14 protein-coding genes are annotated in these 20,010 nt (G+C 38.2%); 13 read left to right on the top strand and 1 reads right to left on the bottom strand.

What is annotated here, in order from left to right:
* Positions 1-5 precede the first annotated feature (5 nt).
* From AC625_RS16730 to rbsK, 8 genes are all read left to right on the top strand, one after another.
* Positions 6-1,352: an ABC transporter substrate-binding protein gene (locus AC625_RS16730; RefSeq protein WP_049682317.1), complete on the top strand. Its 1,347-nt coding sequence runs from the start codon at positions 6-8 to the stop codon at positions 1,350-1,352.
* Positions 1,353-1,431: 79 nt separating this feature from the next.
* A complete protein-coding gene (locus AC625_RS16725) occupies positions 1,432-2,292 on the top strand; it encodes a carbohydrate ABC transporter permease (RefSeq protein ID WP_049682316.1) in 861 nt (286 codons plus the stop codon).
* Between the two features lie 18 nt (positions 2,293-2,310).
* Positions 2,311-3,153 (top strand): carbohydrate ABC transporter permease, encoded by an 843-nt coding sequence (locus tag AC625_RS16720; protein ID WP_049682315.1) that lies wholly within the window; start codon positions 2,311-2,313, stop codon positions 3,151-3,153.
* Positions 3,154-3,176: 23 nt separating this feature from the next.
* Complete coding sequence (locus tag AC625_RS16715) at positions 3,177-5,294, top strand: ADP-ribosylglycohydrolase family protein (RefSeq protein WP_049682314.1); 2,118 nt, start codon at positions 3,177-3,179, stop codon at positions 5,292-5,294.
* A gap of 17 nt (positions 5,295-5,311) precedes the next feature.
* A complete protein-coding gene (locus tag AC625_RS16710; RefSeq protein WP_049682313.1) occupies positions 5,312-7,414 on the top strand; it encodes an ADP-ribosylglycohydrolase family protein in 2,103 nt (700 codons plus the stop codon).
* A gap of 24 nt (positions 7,415-7,438) precedes the next feature.
* Positions 7,439-8,356, top strand: coding sequence for a carbohydrate kinase family protein (locus AC625_RS16705; protein ID WP_049682312.1), 918 nt, complete (start codon positions 7,439-7,441; stop codon positions 8,354-8,356).
* A gap of 2 nt (positions 8,357-8,358) precedes the next feature.
* Positions 8,359-9,315 carry a nucleoside hydrolase gene (locus AC625_RS16700; RefSeq protein ID WP_049682311.1) on the top strand — a complete coding sequence of 319 codons (957 nt, stop codon included), beginning with the start codon at positions 8,359-8,361 and terminating at the stop codon, positions 9,313-9,315.
* A gap of 19 nt (positions 9,316-9,334) precedes the next feature.
* The gene (gene rbsK, locus AC625_RS16695) at positions 9,335-10,222 is read left to right on the top strand and encodes a ribokinase (protein WP_049682310.1); all 888 of its coding nucleotides are present in this window, start codon (positions 9,335-9,337) and stop codon (positions 10,220-10,222) included.
* Positions 10,223-10,458: 236 nt separating this feature from the next.
* Here rbsK and AC625_RS16690 read toward each other — a convergent pair whose 3' ends face one another.
* The gene (locus AC625_RS16690; protein ID WP_049682309.1) at positions 10,459-12,966 is read right to left on the bottom strand and encodes an NEW3 domain-containing protein; all 2,508 of its coding nucleotides are present in this window, start codon (positions 12,964-12,966) and stop codon (positions 10,459-10,461) included.
* A gap of 259 nt (positions 12,967-13,225) precedes the next feature.
* Here AC625_RS16690 and AC625_RS16685 point away from each other — a divergent pair, with 259 nt between their 5' ends.
* Genes AC625_RS16685 through argH form a run of 5 tightly spaced genes read left to right on the top strand, consistent with a single transcriptional unit; the run spans position 13,226 to position 19,844 of the window.
* Positions 13,226-14,455 (top strand): ROK family transcriptional regulator, encoded by a 1,230-nt coding sequence (locus AC625_RS16685; RefSeq protein WP_049682308.1) that lies wholly within the window; start codon positions 13,226-13,228, stop codon positions 14,453-14,455.
* Positions 14,452-15,543 (top strand): extracellular solute-binding protein, encoded by a 1,092-nt coding sequence (locus tag AC625_RS16680; RefSeq protein WP_049682307.1) that lies wholly within the window; start codon positions 14,452-14,454, stop codon positions 15,541-15,543. The genes AC625_RS16685 and AC625_RS16680 overlap by 4 nt, the downstream gene beginning before the upstream one ends.
* A 14-nt stretch (positions 15,544-15,557) precedes the next feature.
* Complete coding sequence (locus tag AC625_RS16675) at positions 15,558-16,664, top strand: ABC transporter ATP-binding protein (protein WP_049682306.1); 1,107 nt, start codon at positions 15,558-15,560, stop codon at positions 16,662-16,664.
* Entirely contained in the window at positions 16,657-18,345 is a 1,689-nt protein-coding gene (locus tag AC625_RS16670; protein ID WP_049682305.1) for an ABC transporter permease, read from the top strand. The genes AC625_RS16675 and AC625_RS16670 overlap by 8 nt, the downstream gene beginning before the upstream one ends.
* Positions 18,346-18,359: 14 nt before the next feature.
* On the top strand, positions 18,360-19,844 hold the full coding sequence (argH, locus tag AC625_RS16665) for an argininosuccinate lyase (protein ID WP_049682304.1): 1,485 nt from the start codon (positions 18,360-18,362) through the stop codon (positions 19,842-19,844).
* Positions 19,845-20,010: the final 166 nt, after the last annotated feature.

Here is a 20,010-nt window from a genome sequence, read left to right as displayed (position 1 = left end):
GACCAATGAAAAAGAAATTAGTTGGCTTAGTTACAATATTCTTGGTGATGGTAATATTCGCTGGGTGTTCAAACGATAGTAAAACAACAGCAGATGGAAAAGAAATCATAACTATGTGGTTCTGGGGAGCGCCTCCTGAACATCAAGAAACCCTAAAGAAAGTATTAATTGATAAATACAATAAATCGCAAAATGAATATGAATTAAAGATTGAATATAGAAATTCAGTTGATAAAGATATTTCAGTAGCCCTTTCTTCAGGTAAGGGTCCAGATATTGTATACGGTTCAGGTCCATCATTTGTCATTCCGTTAGCAGAGGCTGGGAGAATTGAAAATTTAGACAAGTATGCTGAAAAATATGGTTGGAAAGATAGAATCTTAGATCCTATCTATGAATCTGGTACTGTGAATGGTAGTCTTTATAGCTTAGGAAATTCTTTGAACACGGTTGGTATTTTTTATAATAAAAAGGTTTTAAAAGATAATAATTGGCCTGAACCAAAAACTGTCGAAGAATTAGAAAGAATTATGGATGAGGCAATCGAAAAAGGGATGTATGCCTCTGTAACAGGAAACAAGGGATGGAAGCCAGTTAACGAAAATTATTCATCACTGTTTCTTACCCATTTTGCTGGTGGTGAAAAAGTTTATGAAGCCTTGACTGGAACGACTAAATGGACAGACCCTGCAATTATTGCCGCGTTAGATACTTCAGCGAAATGGTATAAAAAAGGCTATTTAGCAGGAAAAGATTATACAAACCTTACATTTAATGAATCAACCCAGTTATTAGCTGATGAAAAGGCTCCATTTTTCTTTGGCCCCTCTTTAGTATACCAATTTGCCGCTCAATCCTTTTCAGGAGACAAGGCGAAAGATTTAGGATTTATGGCTTTTCCAACTAAAGATCATCAAACAAATGATCCTTATTATACATTAGGTGTCACAGCAACGTTATCCATTAATGCACAATCAAAACACAAAGATGAAGCAGCAAAGATTCTAGATACTATGATGACTAATGAGTTTATGAATGAAATGACGAAAACATGGCCTGGTTATTGGGGGATTCCTTTAAAAGATCTGCAAATTGATACTAGCGACATGCCAGAATTGTCAAAAGCATACGCTGAAACAATAAAAAATATGGTGGATGGTGTAAATAAAGGTCACTTTGGTTATTATACAGGTGTATTCTTACCACCAGCAACACAACAAATTTTCCTAGATATTGAATCGATTTGGAATGAACAAATGACTAGTACAGAGTTAATGAAGAAAGTGCAAGTAGAGTTTGATAAAGAAAAAGAAAAAGGCTTAGTACCACCGATACCAAAACCTTCTGAGTAACAATAGAAAATGGGACACTCGAATTTATTTGAAATCGTCCCATTTTTATCCTAATGGAAGTAGAGAGGGGTCATTGCTGATGAGAAATACAGTCAATTATTTTCTAATATCCCCAGCATTACTAATTAGTATATTAATAGTATTTATCCCTGGATTATTAACGGTAATCGTTGCTTTTACCGACTGGAATGGAGTTTCAACAACGCCAAATTTTGTCGGTATTCAAAATTTTAATGAATTATTTGTAGATGGCATATTTTGGAAGGCGTTGTTAAATAATGCAAAGTGGACATTAATGTTCGTAACAGTTCCGATTGTAATAGGACTACTAACGGCAATGATGTTACTAAAAAGAAAAAAAAGTAAGAGTGCCTATCAATTAATCTTCCTCTTTCCTTATATATTAGCACCAACTACAAATGCAATTTTATGGCTGAATATTATCTTCAATCCGGTTTCAGGAGTAATTGGATACCTAAAAGAAATTGGAATTCCAATTGAATCTCCGTTATCATCGGTCAATACAGCGTTATATGCAGTAGCGTCAGTGGACATTTGGCATTATTGGGGTTTCCTAACGGTCATTTATTTAGCTGCACTTCGGCAAACTCCTGCTGAACAAATTGAAGCCGCTTACTTAGAAGGTTGCAATGGTTGGCAAATTTTTAGATATGTGTATTTTCCTAGTATTAGGCCTACGTTCAATATAATGTTTGTGATGATTATTATCTTCTCTTTCCTTACCTTTGATTATGTTTACTTATTAACTGGTGGAGGTCCATCACATTCTACTGAAATGTTAAGTACCTATGCCTATACATTTGCTTTTTCGGCATTTCAAGTAGGAAAAGCCGCTGCCATTGCTTTATTTATGAGTTTCTTTGGATTGTTAGCTTCATGTCTATATATTTGGATGAGTAGAAATGATTTGAAAAATTAAGAGGCTGGAGGAAATATTATGAAAAGTAGTTCATTGGCAAAGAAGAAACGAACGTCTGTCTTATCACATGTGATCCTACTATTATTTTCCATTTCCGCTTTAGCTCCATTGTCACTTGTGTTATTAAATAGTTTTAAAAACCAAACTGAAATTATCAGAAATCCTCTGTCTTGGCCAAAAGCATTAAATATTTCAAATTATGTTGATGCTTGGCATGCAGCGAATTTTAGTACAGGATTTATCAACAGTATTTTGCTTACTGGAACGACAATCGTGATTGTATTAATTGCGTCAGGTCTTGCTGGGTATGTATTAGCAGGAAAAAAGATAAAAGCAACTCAAGCAGTCACGATCTATTTCATGGTCGCAATGACGATTCCGATTCAGTTATTTCTCTTTCCTTTATATTTTGTATTAGCAAAATTTAATTTAATAGGAAATATCTATGCTGTTAGTTTTATTTTAGCTGCTGTAAATATGCCGCTTGCCACTTTCTTAATGCGGACATTTTTTATGAATATACCAACAGAATTAGAGGAATCAGCAAGAATAGATGGCGCTTCAACATTTAATTTGATTACAAAAATAATGTTTCCTTTGGTGAGACCAGGATTGATTACAGTTAGTATTATTGTTGGAATTTCTGTATGGAATGAATTTTTGATTACATCTACATTTCTACAGGGGCAAGAAAACTTCACAGCAACTTTAGGATTTTTATCATTGAATAATACGTACAATACAAATCAAGGATTAATGATGGCTGCTTCTGTCTTAATGATTGCCCCCTTAATTGTTTTCTTCTTAGTCGTTCAAAAGTACTTCATTGAGGGATTAGTAAGCGGGTCTGTTAAAGGATAAAAAAGAAAAGGGTGATAGTGAAAATGAGTATCTCCAAATATGAATCTCAGATTTATTCGGGAGTTTTAGGGAAAATTATAGGTGTATATTTAGGGAGACCTATTGAAGGCTGGACATATGAATCTATCTTTGAATCGTTTAAAGACGTTAATCATTTCGTGCATCGACAAGTAGGAGTCCCATTGATTGTACCAGATGATGATATCTCAGGAACATTCGTATTCTTTAGAGCATTGGAAGATTATCAATTTAATAAAGATTTGTCTGCGGCACAAATCGGTGATACTTGGCTCAATTATATTATTGAAAATCAAACGGTATTGTGGTGGGGGGGATTATCAAGATCAACAGAACATACCGCTTTTCTAAGACTGAAAAATGGAATAAACGCCCCCATAAGTGGTTCAAGTGAGTTGAATGGAAAAAGTATGTCGGAACAAATTGGTGCTCAAATATTTATCGATAGTTGGGCAATGGCATGTCCGAATAACCCTGAATTAGCAGTCGATTTTGCTAGAAAAGCTGCAAGTGTGAGTCATGATGGGATAGCTGTTGATGCAGCGTGTCTATTGGCGCATATGGAAGCTAGTGCGTTTGAAGAAAAAAATGTTGATAGATTACTAACGAATGCCCTGTCTGTTGTGAACAATGTTGAACTTACTACAGTCGTTACAGATTTAGTTCAAGAATGTCGAAATGCTACGGATTGGCGAGAAGTTAGGGAATGGATTTCAATGAACCATGGCTATGATAAATATCCTGGAAGTTGTCCGATGGTGACTAATCATTTGGTGGTTATTATGGCTTTATTCATGGCTGGAGACGACTTTCAAAAATCAATTATGATTGCAGCATCAGCAGGTTGGGATACTGATTGTAATGCAGGTAATGTAGGGTGTCTTAATGGCATACGTTTAGGGCTTGAGGGACTAAGTAAAGGACCAGACTATCGAAAATCTGTTTCTGATCGAATGTATGTTGTCTCAGCAGATGGTGGTAGCTGTGTGACGGATGCTGTCATTGAAACAAGAAAAATAGTGAAAGCAGCTTATGCACTTAATGGGGAAGAGATACCTCCCAAAATGAAACGTTACTCTTTTGAATACCCTGGTTCAACACAAGGATTTACACAATATGAAGACTTCCTTGAAGAATTGGCAACTACGAAAATATATAATTACAATACAATTTCAAAAGAAAATGGATTGGTTATTGAGTACGATCATTTAGCAAAAGGAAACCATTCTACTGTTTCATTGGATACTTTTGTTGAATTGGAATCAAGAGGAAAAGAAGGAACTAGCTACTTTGAAGTATTAGCTTCCCCTAGCTTGTATTCTACACAGGAAATAGAAGTGGAAGTTCTATCAATGAATGAACTACAACCAATATTAACATTTTTTATTGATATATATGATCAAGAAGATGAAATTCAAACTTTATATAGTGATTCCTATATTCTGGAGAAGGGAAACAATCGATTGCAATGGTCTCTTCCCCATACACAAGGACATGCTATTTATAGATTAGGCATCCGATTAACAAGTAATGAAAGAATCGATGGCCGTGTAGTCATAAAATCGATAGATTGGAACGAGGCACCCAAGTCTTTTGAATTAAAAAAAGCGATAGAGTTAACGCCAAGTTTAACACCTTGGACGACAAATACAACATGGATTAAATCATTTATGAGCTCTGCGGATCATTTTAATCCTGATTATGCTGAAACTTTTTCTATTTCTCATTCAACGAATAACGGAGTTGTAACAATAGGGTCAAAGGAATGGAAAGATTATTGCGTGTCATCAGAAATTATTTTTACAAATCAAGAATCAGCTGGACTTGTAGCAAGATCTAGCGGTCATAGAAGGTACTATTCTGTGCTTTTTTACAAAGATAAAATGGTGATCGGAAAACAAAAGGATCACGAGTATGTAAATTTAGCTCAAAAAGAATTCGATATGAAGCTGGATGCGCGTTACAATGTATCGTTTTCTGTAAGAGGCAATGTGTTAGAAGTAATGGTAGACGGTGAAAAAAGACTTCATGCAATAGATGATGAGTACTGTAACGGCAGCGCAGGTTTCGTAGTGAACTCAGGTGCAATCTTAGCTAATGGATTTAAAGTGGTGTCTAGCTAAATTTGGAGGTGTTCTTTATGGAAAATCATAATTATGCTGAATTAACATACGCAGGAGTATTAGGGAAGCTAATCGGTGTTTATCTTGGAAGGCCAGTGGAAGGATGGGCATATGAGAAAATCCAAAGCGAATTTAATGAAATAAATTACTATGTTCATGAAGAGTGTAAAGTACCATTAATTGTTGCCGATGATGATATATCAGGTACATTTGGATTTTTTAAAGCATTAAAAGATTACAATTATCAAGACTTAACGGCCGAAAAATTTGGAGATACGTGGTTAAACTATATTATTGAAGATAAAACCGTTCTTTGGTGGGGGGGGTTGGGACGTTCAACCGAGCATACGGCATTTTTACGATTAAAAAATGGTGTAAAAGCGCCGATGAGTGGATCGATTGAGATGAATGGTCAGACATTAGCCGAACAAATTGGCGCACAAATATTTATTGACGCTATTGCAATGAGCTGTCCGAACAATCCTGATCGAGCAGTGGAATTGATAAAGGCTTCAGCAAGTGTAAGTCATGATGGTATGGCAGTTGAGGCAGCATGTTTTCTAGGTGCTATGCAAGCCATGGCATTTGAAGAGAAAGAGATTAACACTTTATTAGATCGGGGGCTTAAGTATATAAGTAATCCCTTCTTAAAACAGGCGATTCAAGAAACGAGAGAAGTTTGTAAAGAAGAAAAAGATTGGAGAAAAGTACGAGCGTTTTTAGACAGTAAATATGGTTACAAACAGTTTCCTGGATGTTGTCATATTATTCCTAATCATTTAATGGTTTTAGTAGCATTTATTTTAGGGGAAGACGATTTCCAAAAGTCCATCATGATTGCAGCATCAGCAGGTTGGGATACGGATTGTAATGCAGGGAATGTAGGTTGTTTAAATGGCATACGTTTAGGGTTAGACGGAATAGGGAGTGGGCCCGATTTTAGAAATCCAGTGAGAGATATGATGTATGTAGTTTCATCGGATGGTGGTTCAGTAGTCACGGACGCTGTAAAAGAAACACATAAAATTGTCGAAGCTAGTAAGAGATTAATAGGCGAAAATTATGAGAGAGAAGAAAAAGCTTATACATTTGATTTTAAAGGATCTACACAAGGATTTGATTTATGTCCATATTCAACAAATCACACGAGCCATTCAAAAATCTACAATGCCAATGAGGTATCTGATGAAAATGGTTTGCTTATTGAGTGTAATGGAGTAGCAAAAGGGCTGAGTGTTCATGTATCAACACCAGTATTTATTGATTTTGATCAATTAGCAGTAAACTTTTCGACTACGGCGTCCCCGACGTTATACGCGTCTCAAAAAGTAACGTCAACCATTCATTATCATGATTCTAAAGAAGTGCAGATTAAGCATTATGTACTGTATTATGACATCAATAATGAAGTTCGGCGGTTTGAAAGTGAGCCTACTTCATTACAACAAGGTGAAAATAAAGTTGAATGGGTTGTCCCTGATACAGAAGGTATGGCTATTTTTAGAATGGGATATGAAATTCTTTGCGAAGAGAGATTTGACGGTAGTTTAGTAATAAAGGACATCGATTGGAATGAAGCACCAAGTCACTTTTATCAAAAAGGGATGATGATGACATCCATTTGGAGTACTACTCCATTTTGGTTGTATTCTTGGTCAAGTTCAGCCAAACATTTTGCTGCGGATTTTAAATACACATATTGTATTTCACATCATGAGAAGAATGGCGTCGTAACGATAGGGACACAGGACTGGAAAAACTATTCAGTAGAGTCTGCACTAGAATTCAGTTTACATGAGTCAGCTGGATTAATAGTAAGAAGTAATGGTCATCGTAGATATTATGCAGCTAAGTTTGTAAATGGCAAACAAATCGTTATTGTTTGTAGGAAAGATAATGAAGAACGAATCCTTGGTTCAGTAGATTTTGAATATGAACATGACAAATTGTACAAGATAGAATTTTCAGCAAATGAGAACATGTTATCTGTATCAGTTAATGGCCAAAAGTTAATCGAATTAATTGATAGAATCAATACGTATGATCGTGGTGCAGCAGGCTTTATCATCGATAATGGATCGATGGTTGCAGATGGATTCTCTGTTAAAAATATAATGTAGTGTAAGTATATGAGGTGATGATGGGTGTCTAAATATTTAATCGTATCCACAGCTGTGACAGATGAAACGCATAAAAAAAATAGTTCAGAGGTTAAATATGCTCTCGGTGGAGCAGGCATTTATGCGTTGGCTGGTGCGAAAATTTGGTCTGACGACATATCGATTCTGACAGGTGTAGGAGAAGACTTTCCAAATCTTCATTTTGAGTGGTTCCAAAATAACGAACTACCTACACAGAATTTGATAATTAAGGATGCGAATACACCAAGAACCATCATTCAATATGAAGATGAAGAGAATCGAACAGAAACACCTTTTTACGGAGCTAAGCATTATCAAAAAATGAATGCTTCAGTGAGAGAAATTGAGGAAGCTGTTTCATGTGATACGGAAGGTATTTATATATTTAAAGGTCACGACGAACAATTTTGGAAAGAATTTTTCATCCTAAATGAGCAAAAAAAATTCAAAATTTTGTGGGAGCTTAATGCAGATTCTGCACACTTTGATTTTAATGAACAAGTTAAAAGGATTGTTGAGAAAATTGATGTATTTTCGTTAAATGAAAAGGAAGCAAAATCCTTATTTGCTGAAAGTGATTTAGATGTTGTTATTGAAAGATTGAGAGAATGGAACATTAACACTATATTCTTAAGAGTCGGATCAAAGGGAGCTTATATGCTAACGAAGAATGATTTGGTCAAAATAAACAGCGTAAAGAACATACATGTTGTTGATGTAACTGGTGGTGGAAATAGTTCGTCTGCAGGGGTATTAATTGGATTCTGCGAAAATCGTTCTTTAGAAGAGATGGGATTAATGGGGAGTATAAGTGCAGCTATTTGTATTGCACAAGAAGGTGTGCCGAGCAAGATTGATAAGAAAACAAAAGAAACAGCAAAAGAAATCTTACAAAAAATGATGGCCAAGAAAGGTGAATGAACATGACAGAATTGAAAAAAGTATTAATTGATTGTGATCCAGGAATGGATGATTCTTTAGCCATAATCGTAGCATGTAAATCGGAGGCTCTTGATGTAAAAGCCATTACGACTGTTTCAGGAAATTATCATGTTGATGTAACACAGGTAAATGCGAGAAAAACACTTGAATTATTGAATAGGACAGACATACCAGTAGCTAGGGGGATGGCTAAACCAATTGTACGAGATTTAGCAAGTGATCCTTTTACACATGGTGAAGACGGTCAAGCTGATGCAAACCTTCCAGATCCTACAATGGAACTTGCGGATCAACATGCTGTAGACTTAATTATAGATACAGTAAAAAAATATCCAAATGAGTTATATATAGCAGCACTAGCGCCATTAACAAATATAGCGATGGCCTTCTTAAAGAGTCCGGAAATCATTCCAATGATTAAAGGTATATATGCTATTGCAGGAGCATTTGGATTGAATAAATATTCTTCAGCAAATGCAACTGGTGACAATCCTCAAAGTGAATGGAATGTGTATGTTGACCCGGAAGCAGCTGACATCGTATTTAAATCAGGGGTTCCTTTGACTGCGATTGGATTAGATGTAGCAACACATTTTGATGTTAATTTTTCAGAGCAGCATCTACTTACATTAGAGTCAGCAAAAACAAAAGAGGCAGATTTCTTATTAAACATGATTAATTTTGTTAACAATAGAGGGTTTGAATCGTATTGTGTGCTCATTGATTCTATGGCAATCGGAGCAATTATCGATGAATCTATTATTAAAACATTGAAAGGGAAGGTAGGCATTGAGACTAAAGGTGAAATTACACTGGGGATGACAGTTTTAGACACGAGACATCACCATACATGGAACGATCTACCCGAAGTTAATATCGCATATGAAGCTAATTATGAGAAATTCCTGGGAATTGTAATAGATGCTGTTTTAAAATAAACAAGCTGGTGGTGAATAAATGATTACTGTGGTTGGCAGTATAAATATGGACTTAGTTGTAGAGAGTGATAAAAAGCCGATTCAAGGAGAAACAAGATTAGGTAATTCTTTTTCAACTTTTCCTGGTGGTAAAGGTTCCAATCAAGCCGTTGCTGCTGCAAGATTAGGTGGTAAAGTGAATTTTGTAGGGAATGTGGGTAGAGATATTTTTGGGAAAGAACTTCAAGAGAATCTATCGAATGAAGGAATTAACATTGATTTTATCAGTATAGACAAAAATAAACGAACGGGTGTAGCTACTATCATTGTATCTGAAGGGGATAATAGTATTATTGTCGTCCCAGGTGCCAATTACAATTTAACTCCTTCAAATGTCCAACATGTCAAAGCACTTTTAGCGAGCAGTGATATTGTCATTGTTCAATTGGAAATTTTATCAGAGACGGTAGAAGAAGTACTTAACATTTGTCATGAACAAAACGTCCCAGTTCTATTAAATCCAGCACCAGCGTCTTCGTGTACAAAGAAAATGATTGATATGGCAACCTATATAACACCTAATGAGACGGAATGTATTGAATTATTTGGAGAATATTCGGAGGAGATTTTGAAGGAATTTCCCAATAAATTAATTGTTACACAAGGGGAAGCGGGAGCAACCTATTACAATGGTTCAGAGGTTGTTCAAGTTGATGGATATAAGACAACAGTTACCGATACAACGGGTGCTGGTGATACTTTTAATGGTTCATTTGGTTTTGCAATAAGTAAAGGCTTCGCATTTAAAGAGGCCATCCAATTTGCAAATGCTTCAGCATCACTTTCTGTGGAGAGACTAGGAGCTCAGCGAGGAATGCCATCATTACATGAAGTTAAAAAGCGATTAGAAGGCTTGGAAAATGATTAATATTGAAAAGTTATTGATACGCTCACCTTATCTATCGGTTTTTGAAATAACTTCATAACTAACTAGTGTCATTTTTAGTCTTGACTTCCTAAATTTAGATTAATGATTTAATGAATTACCACGCCTAAAGTTAATATTAAGCGCCAGTCATGAAAACATTGCCTCAGCTTCATGTCGGTCCCGACCTAACAATAAGCCTATGCACACATCACGCATGCATAGGCTTATTCATGTATTTATTCCGCTCCGTAACTAATCAAGTTTGTCAAAATCCGATATCCGCCTGGCACTTGGCTTTGGATTTGGCGGTAGAGGACAAGATTGGTGTAGAGATAGGTCCCTTTGCCGTATTGTGCCATCAGGATGCCACTATCAAATGGTTCTTCATTTGGATCGGCCATGGAAATGAATGTTTCAAAGTGTGGATCCCACTTCATTGGGAAGTATAATCCTCTTTCTTGCACCCAATTGTCCCAATCTTTTGTTGTGATTTTGTTCGGGTAGTTGAAAAGCGCTGATTCTGGTTTTAGGACGTTGACTGCAGCCTTTTCATCGGTCACTCTCCATTTAATCGATGGATTGCCAATTGTAAGTGGATAGGGAGCCGTCGTTTTTTCATCCCATCCATCTCCAGGTTTGTGATATTGCACAACAAGATGTCCGCCATTTTCTACATATTGCAGTAAGCGAGCATTATTTGCTTTTAAATCTTCGCGTGACAAGTAAGCGCGAATGCCGGTCACAATCGTATCGTATTGACTTAAGTCACCGGATGCTAAATCTGTTGCTGTCAGTTTCGTAATAGTAAGACCTGCGTTACTTAAGTAATCGGCTACTTTGTCGAATCCGCTTTCAATATAGCCAACTTTTAATGAGGCTGGCTTTAATAGCTCAAATGCAACGGTGTTGATTGCAGCTGGATATTGATAATAGAACGTTCCGATGTGGTCATAGGAAATTTCTTGAATTGTCGAATTGAATGTTTTTCCATTGACCGTAGCTTGAGCTGTTAGCGTATACTTCCCATCTTGAATCGTTTTCGGTGGTGTAACAGTGAACTTCACTTGCTTTTCTTCTGATTTTTTCGTAAATGAAACGGTTGATTTGCTAGGAGAAACTTTCCAATCCTTTGGTGTGTGTAAAGCAATGTTAGCGGATGTTTTTCCATCTCGATAATTTTTCACCGTGACGGTCACTGGTATTTCTTTTTGCCTGTCTGCGGTGTTGACGACGATGTCTTCAGGAGAAAGGGTGAGACTGACATCTGGTAGAACAGCGACGGTGCCTTCTAATTCCTCGATTACTGTTGTTTTAGTATTCCCGAATTCATAAGAAATGATTGTTGTAAGTGCTGGTTCATGATAGGCGTGATAATAGTCTGCATCTTTTGGCACGTCAATCTCGTAGGTAATGGTCGTTGATTGATTGGGCGCTAGATTGATTGCTTTCGATTTTGTTTTTGCTTTCCAGCCTTTTGGCGTATCCAATGAAGCTGTGACTTTTTTCAACGTTTGCTCACCTGTATTCTTCACGGTAACGGTTGCGCTTGTTTTTTGCTCTTTTGTAAGGATGGTAGAAGCTGCTTTTGCTTGAACGTCTAAGCCTGAAGAGACATAACTGACAGTTTGTAACTGTTCTTCTTTTAAGGAAAGCTTGTGGAGTAAATCATTTTCCAACTCATTGCCAAGCCTTGCCTTCTTTATTTGTGCTGTAAGTGACCTTACATCAGACAGTGCGGTTTGTGATGTTGTGAAGACATGATGTTCATTTGGATAGGCGGCAACAACCGCGTTCAAATTTCGCTGCACATTTATGAATTCAGTCCTTAATTTTGACGCTGAGCTTGGCAGTTTAGCAGACCACTCGGTAAAATTATAAGGAACTCCGGCAAATAGGTCTGACTTGCCTTTTGTGTCAACAGCAGTTTGTTTCAATTCTAAATGAACTTGGCGAGGTGCTGCTGGGATATCAGAGCCCATTCCTTGGCTTTTGTGCATATAACGTGATTGTTCGCCTAGTTGTGGATAGGTCATGCCATATATGGGGTCAAAGGCACCAATTTCGATAGATGTAGTCGCTTGCTCTTTAGTGGAAACAGGTAGGTATAACTTTTTCACTTGCCATACCGATAGTCCTTGTTTCAATTGTTGTGGGAAAATTTTTGGATCTGCTGCATCTTTAAAAGCTCGTTCACTTAAAATCGTCATGGTACGATGATGGCCATGCTGGGTATCATCATCTTGAAAGGATGGCATCAAAATATCGGGCTGATATGTACGGATAAAGCGAATCACCCGTTCATACGTTAAATCTTCGCCCCATTTTGCTAATGTTTCTGCAGATGTTTTCGAAAAGCCGAAATCATAAATCGGATCAGAGGTTGTTTCACTAAGATGATAAGCTTTTACTCCGGTAATTTTGGCTGCTTCAATCATTTCTCTAGAGCGGATAATTCCGAGAGCATTATCCAGTTCATTGCCGATTTCATTTTGTCCGCCTTCCCCGCGGTTGGCGATCAGACTTGATGTTTTTACACCTAATCCCCTCGATAAAAAGGCGAGAAAATCGCTGCGTTCATCATCAGGATGAGCGCCACTGTTTAAGAATGTAACGGTCGTTTCAAGCGGTTTGACTGCATTCCACAACGCCACATCTGGTTTGTTCGGTTCGTTTGCACTACCTGTGATCGGTACGAGTGAAAATACGATCACGAGAGAAAGCCAAGTGATTAAAACCTTTTTCATACTTGTAACCCCTTTCGATTTTAGTTAAGCTTCTTTGAAGTCTATGCCTAGTAGGTTAGTAATATTACCTAACGAACTGGATAAAAAAAGCTTATCTAAATAAATAGCACGCTTGGTTATAATTGTAAATGATACTTAATAACTATTAAAAACCGAATATTTAAAATAATTAAAAAATAACTTGTTCATATTATCCTAATAAGGTATATTTTAGTTAATTAGGTAGATTGACTAACTAAACAGGTAAGGCCGTGATGTGATGAGTTTTAAACGAACACCCAGTCATCTAAAATTCGTTAATAAAAAAAGAATTATTCAATGTATAAAAGATTGTTCGCCGATCTCAAGAGCTGAGATAGCGGTTAAGCTTGGTCTCAGCAAACCGACTGTTTCTCAACTTGTAGATGAACTCATCTATGAAAAATGGGTCGTCGAGAAAGGAAGCGGTGAATCCTCTTCCCAAGGTGGGAGGCGACCGATTCAGCTATTCTTTAATGAACGAAAAGCTTTTATCATCGGAGCAGATATTGGTGGGACGAATGTAAAAATCGTGCTATGTGACTTAAATGGCAACATTCTTGCTGAAACGAGTTTTTCAACAACTACGTATTTGCAATCCGGCCTCCTTAAGCAAATGGCGCTTGAAACGGATCGATTGATTACCAAGAATCAGATTGCGAAAGAGCGGATTTTAGGAATGGGCGTAGGTATTCCCGGGATCACTCAAACGAAAAGCGGCTTAGTGATTGAGGCTCCGAGCTTAGGATGGATTCAATATCCGTTTATAGCAGAAGCAAGACGCTACTTTGATTTTCCGATTTATGTCGACAATGATGTGAATGCGGCTGCACTTGGTGAACAGTGGTTGGGGAACGCAAAGAATAAACGAAATGTGCTGTTTATTGCGGTTGGCACAGGAATTGGCAGCGGTATCATCTTGAATAACCAATTATATAGAGGGGCATCAAGTGCAGCTGGAGAAATTGGCTATATGGTGACGAACAAAGACGAGATGAAACGTGAATTTAAGCCGATTTTCCACAGATATGGCTATTTGGAAAGTGTCGCTGGAGGGAAGTCGATTGGCGCACATTTTACCAGAGCTGTCCAAAATGACCCTGAGCATGCATTATATGAACAGGCGAAGTCCTCTGAATTAGTAGGCGAAGAAGCTTTTTGGTTTGCAAAAAAAGGAGACATTCTAGCGACTGCGGTTATTGATGAAGCGCTTGAACATTTGGCGTACGCAATTGTCAATGCTACAAGTTTACTAAATCCAGAGATTGTTATTTTAGGAGGTGGTGTATTACATTCAGCTGCATACATTTTACCTAGAATTCAAGAGATTGTAGAACCTTATCTGCCAAGTCTAGTAGAAATAACAACTTCAAGGCTTGGAGAAAACGCAGGCGTCTTAGGAGCGGTATCACTATTTTTGAGAGAACATGAGAGCATTTTGAATGTTCATGATGAGGGGGATTTTTTATGAAAAATAAGAAAAAGTCAATTGTTTCCGTGTTGACATTATCTGCAGCGTTATTGATTTCTGGATGTAGTAATACAAATACGAAGACAAATTCGAATGCAGACGGTGCAAAGGAAGAAAAAAATGCGTTGGAAGATAAGATTGTCGTGTATTCACCACATGGAAAAGACATATTATCCAAGTTTGAGAAGCAATTTGAAGAAAAATATAACATTGATGTAGAGTGGCTGGATATGGGCTCTCAGGAAATTCTTGACCGTGTGCGATCAGAGAAGAATAATCCACAGGCCGATGTTTGGTGGGGAGCCCCTTCCACGAACTTTAACCAAGCAAAGGACGATGGTCTGTTAGCTGCCTATCAACCTACTTATTCTACTAGTCTTGATGAAGGATTCCGTGATCCAGATTGGTATTGGACAGGTACGAGCCAGACGCCTGAAGTCATCATGTATAACAGCAAAAAGCTTTCAAAAGACGAAGTTCCGAAAGATTGGGATGAGTTGCTTGATCCGAAGTGGAAAGATGAAATTATCATCCGCTATCCGCTTGCATCAGGAACGATGAGAACGATTTTTTCTTCGATGATTTATCGTACGTATAAAGACACGAATGATCCAAAAGCAGGCTATGATTGGTTGACGAAGCTCGACCAAAACACGAAAGAATATTCAGCTAACCCAGAAATGATGTATAACAAAGTGGCCAAAGGAGAAGGTTCACTGTCTGTTTGGGCGATGCCAGATGTCGTGATGTTGAAGGAAAATAAAAATTATCCGTTTGAGTTTGTCATCCCTGAAAGTGGGACACCGGTGTTGACTGAAGGAATTGCGATTGTTGAAGGAGCCAAGCATCCAAAAGCAGCAGAGGCCTTTTATGAGTTTGTCAATACACCAGAAGCTGCGAAAATCTTAGCAGAGGAATTTTATCGAATTCCGACAAGAAGTGATGTGACGGACTTACCTGACTGGATCACGAATACAGAAATTAAAGCGATGGATATTGACTGGAACGTTTTCCAAGAAAAAGGCGATGAATGGATGAAATATTGGGATGAAAATATTAAAAGCGGAAATAAAGAAATTAAAGAATAAGGAAGTGCGTTTTGATGGCGTCGATACAAATAGAGAATGTCCAAAAAGCCTTCGGCAAAACGATAGCTGTCAATCACTTGAATCTAGATATTAAAGACGGCGAGTTCTTCACCTTTTTAGGACCAAGTGGTTGTGGGAAAACGACAACCCTTCGAATGATCGCTGGGTTTTATTATCCAACAAAAGGTGTCGTCCGCTTTGGCGAAAGAGATATGACGCGAGTACCTCCTGAGAAACGGAATACGGGCATGGTTTTTCAAAACTATGCTCTTTTTCCTCACATGACGGTGTTTGAAAATGTAGCATTTGGCTTGCGTGTGCGAAAGGTTTCAGCTGCTGATGTAAAAGGCAAGGTACTGGAAGTGCTACGTAAAGTGAGACTAGAGAATTATTCGAATCGACAAGTGAGCCAGTTGAGTGGCGGACAACAGCAGCGGGTAGCTTTGGCCAGAGCACTCGTTATCGAACCGGAAATCCTCTTGTTGGATGAGCCGTTAAGTAATTTAGATGCTAAGCTTCGCGATGAAATGAGAGCAGAGATTTTACGGCTGCAGCGGGATTATAAGATTACGACCATTTATGTGACACATGATCAGGCAGAGGCGTTATCGATGAGTGATCGGATAGCTGTTTTCAATTATGGGGTATGTCATCAAGTTGGGACACCTGCAGAAATTTATAACCAGCCTGCCAATGATTTCGTAGCAAGTTTTATCGGAGAAATTAATCTATTGCCTGTTCAAGTCAATCGTGTCGAACAAGAGAATATAGCGGTTACGTTAAAAAATGATGGCGAACCAGTAAAACTTATTGTCCATAATCACGCGAATGAAGGCGAGTTAAATAAAGGGGATTTGGCTGTTTCCATTCGTCCTGAAGCCATTCGAATTCTCGATACTGCTGAAGATCAAACGAATGTTTTAAAGGGGAAAATAGAAGCTGTGCAATTTTTTGGATCGATTGTTAATGTGCTGGTACAAGTTGGACATGTAACATTACGGGTGGATGTGTTGAATACCCATGAATTCGGCTATTTTTATCAAGGGAAGGACGTGTATGTAGAACTTCCTGAAAAACAACTCCGCCTGATTCCTGTCATAAGTGGTGATGCCAATGATTAAAAACCGTGATACGAGATTAACGATTTGGCTTCTAATCCCAGTCGTATTCGTGCTCGTCGCCTATGTTCTTTATCCGTCTTTACGAACCTTTTTTGAAAGCTTACAAAAAGACGGGGCGATTTCATTCGGAAATTATCAGGACTTTTTCGTGCAGGAATCGAAAACCAACTTAGAAGCTTTATGGAACTCGGTGTATATTTCGATTTTGAGTGTATTCGTTAGTGCCTTAATCGGGATTCCACTGGCGATTATTTTTAACCGTTACGATTTTCCGGGTCGAAGTTTCTTTTCAACGGCCGCAATTTTGCCAATCGTTCTACCATCACTAGTCGGTGTAATGGCATTTATGTTTTTGTATGGGGAATCTGGAATGATTCCGAACGCGATGAAAGATTTGTTTGGTCTGGAAAAAGTCCCTTTTAAAATTGGCGGCGTTTCCGGAATTTTGATTGTGCATGCCTATACGATGTATGTGTATTTCTATATGACGGTATCAGCCGCGATTAATAAAATCGACCCTTCTTTAGAAGAGGCGGCTTACAATTTAGGGGCAAATAAGTTCAAAGTGTTTTGGAAGGTGACATTGCCATTATTAACACCTGCCATCGTTGCTGCGTCATTGCTTGTATTTATGATCTCAATGGCTTCATTCAGTGCTCCGTTTCTATTAGCGGGTGGATATCGGGTTTTGAGTCTACAAATTTATTTCTCGAAAATTAATGGCGATATGGAAATTGCTGCGACACAATCGGTCATACTCTCGATTGTTTCAATTTCCTTTCTATTATTTATGCGTTGGTATCAAAATCGGAAAGATTATCGAATGGCTACAAAAGGAATTGGTGCACACAGGAGTGAAGTGAAAAATCCACTGCTGAAGTGGGTGATGGTTGGCTTTGGTATGATTGGCGTATTGGTTTTACTTTTGCCGCATTTTACGATCTTGTTGCTTTCACTTGTACCAGATGGGACATGGACGTGGCAAACGTACCCGTCGGTATTTAATGTTGAGAATTATCGGCTTTTGTTTGCGGACCCAAATATATTCAAGCCGTTAAAAAACAGCTTAATCATGGCTGTAATTGCTACGGTAGGAAACTTGGTTTTTGGTGTAATCGCTTCTTATGTGTTGGTAAAACGAAAATTTGTTGGCAAAAGCTTCGTTGATATTCTCGTCATGATTCCGTGGGCATTGCCGGCGACTGTTATTGGGATGAATTTAGTTTTCGCTTTTAATGAGCCGAGCGTTTTTTCTTTCGGTCAAATATTAGTTGGCACATATTGGATTTTGCCGCTTGCCTATTTCATCCGGCATATTCCGCTCGTTGTCCGCTCGACGAACGCAGTGTTAGAACAGTTGGATGATTCCATTGAGGAGGCAGCGAGAAATTTAGGAGCCAAGTGGTTTTATACGTTTAGAAAAGTGATTTTGCCAATTATTATGCCTGGTGTTTTATCAGGGACATTATTAGCGTTTATTGAATCGGTTGGCGAATTTCCAACGTCTGTCTTATTGTATACGATTTCAAACCGACCCATATCGATTGAAATTATGAACCAGCTTCGCATGTTCAATATGGGGCAGGCTGCTGCTTACGGGATGATTCAGATTACGTTGATTGTGATAGTCCTCTTTATTTCGAACAAATTTTTTGGAATTAAAGCTGAAAAAGCCTTATAAATGGTGGTGTAAAAATGAGCAAGTTGGATGAATTTATCAAAAATGAAGGCCGTGTATTTCCGGGGAAAACCTATGTTGAAGAGTTGTTAAAGCCGGTTTTTAATGATCAACGAGATTACTTATTTCATGTCATGTTTGATATTCATCGGGCCCATGTGATTATGCTTTGTGAACAGAAAATCATTAAAGTGGAGGAAGCCAATACGATGTTGGCTGGCATTCGGAAGGTGGCACAAACAGATCTGACTTTAGTATCCTACCAGCCGCAATTTGAAGATTTATTTTTCATGATGGAAGCAAAGATTGGTGAAGAAATTGGAGATGAGTTGGCAGGCAAGATTCATATCGGTCGTAGCCGGAATGATATGGGCGTTGCGATGTATCGGCTCGTTTTGCGGGGCCATCTTCTGCAATTCATCGGCTATGCCAATCAATTGAGCGAATCATTATTGGTGCAGGCAGAAAAGCATACTGAAACGTATATCACTGGGTATACGCATACACAACCAGCACAGCCGACAACATTAGGTCATTATTTTCTAGCGATTTATGATGTGTTGCAAAGAGATGTCGGCCGGTTCTGGGCTGCCTATAAAACGGTGAACCAATCTCCGCTAGGAGCGGCTGCTTTGACGACAACGGGTTTTCCCATTAGTCGCAATCGTACCGCTGAACTGCTCGGTTTTGATGAGATTGTTGAAAACTCTTATGATTCGATTGCCGGAGCGGATTATTTAATCGAAACAGCAACAGCACTGATGACGTGCATGGTGAATACCGGCAGATGGATACAAGATTTCTTGCAACATGTGACAAGAGAGTTTGGCACCTTTTATGTGGCCGATCCGTATGTACAAGTGAGCAGCATCATGCCGCAAAAAAGAAATCCTGTTTCGATTGAACATTCCCGCTCAATTGCCAGTAGTAGTTATGGGGACGCGCTTAGTGCGATTCAGATGATTCATAATACGCCATTTGGCGACATCGTCGATACAGAAGATGACCTACAGCCACATTTATATCGCGCCTTTACAAACGCAAGTCGCGTGATGAAACTAATGTATGCCGTCATTGCTACGTTAAAAGTAAATGAAGAGCATGCAAAGAAAATGGCTGCCAAATCAAGTATCACAGTAACAGAATTAGCCGATACGCTTTCTCGTGATTATGGAATCCCGTTTAGAAAAGCTCATTCCATAGCTAGTCACATCGCCAAACAATCGATTTGTGAACGGAAGGAGTTATATGACTGGGACACACAAGACATCAACAAGATCATTGCTGAATTTGTTTCGGTGCAAATTACCGAAGCAGAATGGCAGAAAATCATCTCACCTGAATATTTTGTGGGAATTAGAAAGATTCAAGGTGGCCCGAATCCGAAAGAAGTAATGCGGATGATTGGGAATAGAAAGAATCAGCTGAAGCAACAGTTAGCGGAATATGAGAAAATCGTTAGAGAATTGAACGAAAAGAGGCAGGCTTTATTGGCCTATTAATATGACGTCTAACAATGATGGGAAGAAAGCTATTGATGGAGCTTTCTTTTTTTCGTTGGCTGTAATAAACAAGTTTGTTGTCAAAAAAACACTATGAAATGCATGGAATCTCCATAGTGGAATAGAATCAGCTGCTTTAGAAAGAATAAAAGAACGGAGTGGCCAT

Source organism: Peribacillus loiseleuriae (assembly GCF_001183985.1).
GTDB classification, from domain to species: Bacteria; Bacillota; Bacilli; order Bacillales; family DSM-1321; genus Peribacillus; species Peribacillus loiseleuriae.
This window is presented reverse-complemented; position numbering and strand designations above follow the sequence as displayed.

What these genes read in the sequence shown, in the direction of transcription:
- AC625_RS16730 (WP_049682317.1), top strand. Translation starts at nt 6, where the DNA reads ATGAAAAAGAAATTAGTTGGCTTAGTTACAATATTCTTGGTGATGGTA.
- AC625_RS16725 (WP_049682316.1), top strand. Translation starts at nt 1,432, where the DNA reads ATGAGAAATACAGTCAATTATTTTCTAATATCCCCAGCATTACTAATT.
- AC625_RS16720 (WP_049682315.1), top strand. Translation starts at nt 2,311, where the DNA reads ATGAAAAGTAGTTCATTGGCAAAGAAGAAACGAACGTCTGTCTTATCA.
- AC625_RS16715 (WP_049682314.1), top strand. Translation starts at nt 3,177, where the DNA reads ATGAGTATCTCCAAATATGAATCTCAGATTTATTCGGGAGTTTTAGGG.
- AC625_RS16710 (WP_049682313.1), top strand. Translation starts at nt 5,312, where the DNA reads ATGGAAAATCATAATTATGCTGAATTAACATACGCAGGAGTATTAGGG.
- AC625_RS16700 (WP_049682311.1), top strand. Translation starts at nt 8,359, where the DNA reads ATGACAGAATTGAAAAAAGTATTAATTGATTGTGATCCAGGAATGGAT.
- rbsK (WP_049682310.1), top strand. Translation starts at nt 9,335, where the DNA reads ATGATTACTGTGGTTGGCAGTATAAATATGGACTTAGTTGTAGAGAGT.
- AC625_RS16690 (WP_049682309.1), bottom strand. Translation starts at nt 12,966, where the DNA reads ATGAAAAAGGTTTTAATCACTTGGCTTTCTCTCGTGATCGTATTTTCA.
- AC625_RS16685 (WP_049682308.1), top strand. Translation starts at nt 13,226, where the DNA reads ATGAGTTTTAAACGAACACCCAGTCATCTAAAATTCGTTAATAAAAAA.
- AC625_RS16680 (WP_049682307.1), top strand. Translation starts at nt 14,452, where the DNA reads ATGAAAAATAAGAAAAAGTCAATTGTTTCCGTGTTGACATTATCTGCA.
- AC625_RS16675 (WP_049682306.1), top strand. Translation starts at nt 15,558, where the DNA reads ATGGCGTCGATACAAATAGAGAATGTCCAAAAAGCCTTCGGCAAAACG.
- AC625_RS16670 (WP_049682305.1), top strand. Translation starts at nt 16,657, where the DNA reads ATGATTAAAAACCGTGATACGAGATTAACGATTTGGCTTCTAATCCCA.
- argH (WP_049682304.1), top strand. Translation starts at nt 18,360, where the DNA reads ATGAGCAAGTTGGATGAATTTATCAAAAATGAAGGCCGTGTATTTCCG.